This window comes from Intestinibacter sp., from assembly GCF_034113885.1.
In the GTDB taxonomy this organism is placed as follows: domain Bacteria; phylum Bacillota; class Clostridia; order Peptostreptococcales; family Peptostreptococcaceae; genus Intestinibacter.
The window spans coordinates 1-4,350 of sequence record NZ_JAXEWM010000165.1; the positions used below are offsets into that span (position 1 = coordinate 1).

A 4,350-nucleotide genomic window follows, 5' to 3' on the forward strand; every position below is an offset into this window, starting at 1 on the left:
CTATATCATCTGTAAAAATAATAGCTTCACTATATTCTCCCTTTACTATTTTCATTAAATTCACATCCTTTTATAAAATGTCACAATACTATTATATTTAATTTATTGTGCAATATTTTTACAATAATCTTCTTTAAAATAATAGTTTTCTATTTCATCTTTAAGAGAGCCTATCCCCTCTTCTACTCTTGGAATAAACTCTAAAACCTTTTCATCCCATCCTGCTAAAATATTTGTTTTTTCTCCAATAAACTGCTGAGTTCCATAACCTTGCATATCTATAGAGTGAACCCATAAATCTGGATTTATATCTTTTCTATATTTATCTACCCAAGCTTGACATGTTCTTGAGTATCCACTATTTATTTCATTATCTGAGAGCATTATTATCCTATCTACTTTAATTTTTTGATTTAATATATATTTTATAGGAAGAGTAAGGTCAGTCCAACCCCCTCCAACATATATTGATTCTGCATTTTTTAGTATTCCTTTACTTTTATCTAAATCATATAATACTAAACTATCATCAAATGTTACAGTTATTGCATCTTCACATATATAATTTGCTATAGCAAGCATTACAACTGCAATTTCAGAACATTTTATATTACTTCTATAGCTTATAGTAAAATTCATAGAGCCAGAAACATCAGCTGCAATTAGTGTTCTTCCCTTTAATTTTTTGATATTTTTAACTGAGTACTTTATAGCCTCTTCTAAAGCCTCATAAGCTTTTTCTTCACATATTTTATCATCTTTTATTGATTTATATGCAGAATAAAATCTAAAAGGAAGTTGTTTGCTTTTTCTTACTCTCTCTTCACTTCTTATTATTTCAAAAACCTTATCCATATTATAAGGCTTAGCATTTACAATATTCCTTAAATTTCTTAATAAAGCCATATAACCAACTAAGTTATTTTCAATCAAATATCCCCAAGTTTCTGCATTATTTCCATGTGCTGATAAAATAGTTTCCCAAGTTTCTGGTGTTTTCATTCTATCTTCTAAAATTCTTTTAAATAACTCATTTTGTTCTTCATTTTTAGCCTTTGGATGAGTTAAGCATAGGATATCTTTAAGCTTAACTTCCCCTTTTTTGTTGTTTTTTGCTAGAGAATATTCATTGAATTTTAAAAAGCTTTCTGCTAAACCTTTTTTCATTCCATTAGGGATTGGCTTTCCAAAAGTATTTAAATAATAAGCTAAAATCTCATTCATATCATCTGGTCTTTCAACAATATTTTTAATTACTTCTTTAGCATACTTCTTTCCTTCAACACTTTTTGAAAGCTCCCCAGCTAAAACATGAGATATACTTCTTAAATGCATCTCTTTTCTTGTATATAATGTAAGATTAGCTAAAAACCTACTATCATTAATAGCTATCTTTCTAATATCTTCTACTATTTTACTAGAATTATCTCCATAAAACTTATTTTCATTAAAGAAAGATGTTAAAACTTCAGTTATAAGTCTTTCTTTATCATCCATTTTATATGCTACATTTCCACTTTTATTTACTGTTTTATTTATATTTTTTAAATTAAACTTACTCAAATCTTAACACTCCTTCTATAAATAATAAATTTAAGAGAAAATCGAGAAGTGTGGAACAACTCTTAATGAAGTAACACTTCTCTGCACTTCTTAATAGGAAACAAATTTAGAAGAAAAGCTATTTGAGTATTTTTGGATTCGAACCAAATAAACCAATTGAAGTAACTCAAATATACACTATCTTTAAAAAATAAGGAGAAAAACTAAAAGAGAATTATGTGCTCTACCAAAACTGAGCTATTTATACCTTTTTTAAAAAGATATAAAACTGGACTCGAACCAGCGACACCATCCATTTACAACAAATCCCGAAGTATCTCTTTTATGCACTTCCTTATCTGTTCCTATGAGCTAATTATATCTATAACTAGAATGTTTTAAAAGACAAAAACTTTGCACTTTTAAAAAAAGGACTGTCACTAAATGAATTTCGTAACAATATACAATATATATTGTATTAAAGTTTCTTGATGTAACAGCCTTTTTTTAAATTAACTATATGCCTTAACAATCCATATAACAATAAAAATCTGTTATTTAGTTAAATGGTGTATAAAATACACAATCTTTAACTTTTTTCTCTCTTCTTACTTCAACTCTTCCTCTAACATGATTCTCAGGCATTGCACCTTCCCATGTTTGATTACAGTCAATATAAGTAAATGTTCCATCTCCATTATCTTTTAAGTAAATACCAACATGGTCTAAGTCCTTCTTAAAGTATAAGTCTCCTGCTTTTGGTAGACTAGTTTTACATAAGTAAGTACATTGGTCCCATGTAGTTCTACCAATATAAATTCCTGCCATTCTATAACATCTTTGAGTAAATCCTGCACAATCTAATCCATATCCAGGAACTGCTCCTGTTTTAGGTAATTGGCTTACTGGAGTAAAATAATACATTCCATTTGAGTAACTTATATGAGTACCAGGGTCATAGAAATTTCCACCTAAGTAGTAAGCTATTCCTCTCATTCCAAAAGCATGATTAAGAACGGTTTTTCTCCAACTAGCCATTCCATTAAAAAAGTAGTTAGATGCTGAGATATTTAGATTGTTATTATAAAAACTTATAGAGTCCTTTTGATGTCTATCCTCATCTGAAGTTATTGTTGGACAGAAAGTTTTATTATTCCCATCTATTATATATAATCTAACTTGGTGTTGTCCTGTCTCTAGACCATTCATAGGTATTGTTACAGAAAAACCACTATAATCATCTTCATAAGCTGGATAGGCATTTGATACATCTGGTCTATACCCATCAACAGGAATTGCTTTATAAAACTTATCATCTAAATAAACATGTATTCCATTTACTCTGTATCCAGATAAAGCCCATCCTCTTAGAGTAATAGAGTCTGAGTAATAGTTATAATCTATTGTTGGTGAATCTAAATGACAAATATTTTTCAATTGTGGATTAACTTTCTTAGCTTTCTTAAAACTAGCAGTTTCATCTGTATCAGGTCCTAACCCTTTTCTAACTAATTTTATTTCTATAGCTTCTGCTCTGTAGCCATAACCTTCACTACCAGCACTTTCTCCATTCTTAGCCCAATCTAACCATCCTAAGCTTTGACAATGTACTCTATAGTAAACATCATAATAAACATCCATAGCACCAGTTAACCATATTCTTATACCTTCTAGTCTATTACCATTTACTCCTAGAAAAGTCCCATCAGAAACTGTATCACCCCAACCTATTCCTTGAATATGTCCTTGATAATTTATTGAACCACTCATTAAAGAAGAGTTATTTAGGTTTATTTTTATTCCATCTAGTTGTTTGCTTTGTCCAGTTGTACCTGCCATGGCTCCATCTTTAACATTGTTTCCAAAATTACCATTATGAAACTTTACTGTATATGTTACTGATGGTGTTGATAAAAAGTGATTTTCTGTACTTCCTGGTGCTTTTTGTCCTTTTGGTAAAATTACTACTTGCATTGCTTCTACCTTTATTCCTTGTCCAGTACTTCCTGCATCTTCTCCATTTTTAGCCCAGCCTAACCAGCCTATATAACTACAATGTACTCTATAATAAATATCATATTTACTAGCATCTTTTCCTGTTAATCTAATAGAAATAGCCTCTAGTCTTTTTGATTCACCTTCTGTTCCTGATAGCTCCCCATTTGATTTCCAATCTTGCCATCCTACATTTTGAACATGACTACGATATTCAATTGATAAATCTTCACTAGATTTTAGATTTAATTTATAGGCTTCTAGTCTTAAAGATTTACCTGTTGTACCTCCTATTCCGTTACTTGTAACTGCATCTTGCCAACCTATATTTTGCACGTGAGTACTATAAGTTATCTTAGGAGTTTCAATTCTAGATTCTCCTTTAACAGATTCTACAACTTCATCTGCAGTAGATGTTTCTCCTATTGTTGTTGCAGTAGATGTTTCTCCTATTGTTGTTGTAGTAGAAGTTTCTTTTGCAGTTGCAGTAGAAGTTTCTTTTATTGTTGCTGCAGATACGGTAATATTTGTAGTCATAGCGACTGTAAGTATTATTGCTATTAATGTTTTTCTTTTCATGTGTTTCCCACTCCCCATTTTTTCTTTACATCGATACACTATTATATATAATTTAATTATTTTCAATATGTTTTACAATTATTCTATCATATTAGACTTTTTTTTGTCTATATTGTTTATAAAAATCAAAGAAAATTATACAAAAAAATAAGCAACCTATTTCTAGGTCGCCTATTTTTCCTTTTTGTAATACACTATTATATTTTTCTTTAGTATCCCTTAAACAGGTCTAAT

At 29.6% G+C, this 4,350-nt stretch carries 2 protein-coding genes; both read right to left on the reverse strand.

From position 1 onward, the window contains the following. Positions 1-102: 102 nt before the first annotated feature. Positions 103-1,563 (reverse strand): TROVE domain-containing protein, encoded by a 1,461-nt coding sequence (locus tag SPD90_RS10375; protein ID WP_320925175.1) that lies wholly within the window; start codon positions 1,561-1,563, stop codon positions 103-105. A 537-nt stretch (positions 1,564-2,100) separates the two neighbouring features. Further along, positions 2,101-4,116: an NlpC/P60 family protein gene (locus tag SPD90_RS10380; protein ID WP_320925176.1), complete on the reverse strand. Its 2,016-nt coding sequence runs from the start codon at positions 4,114-4,116 to the stop codon at positions 2,101-2,103. Between the last annotated feature and the right edge of the window lie 234 nt (positions 4,117-4,350).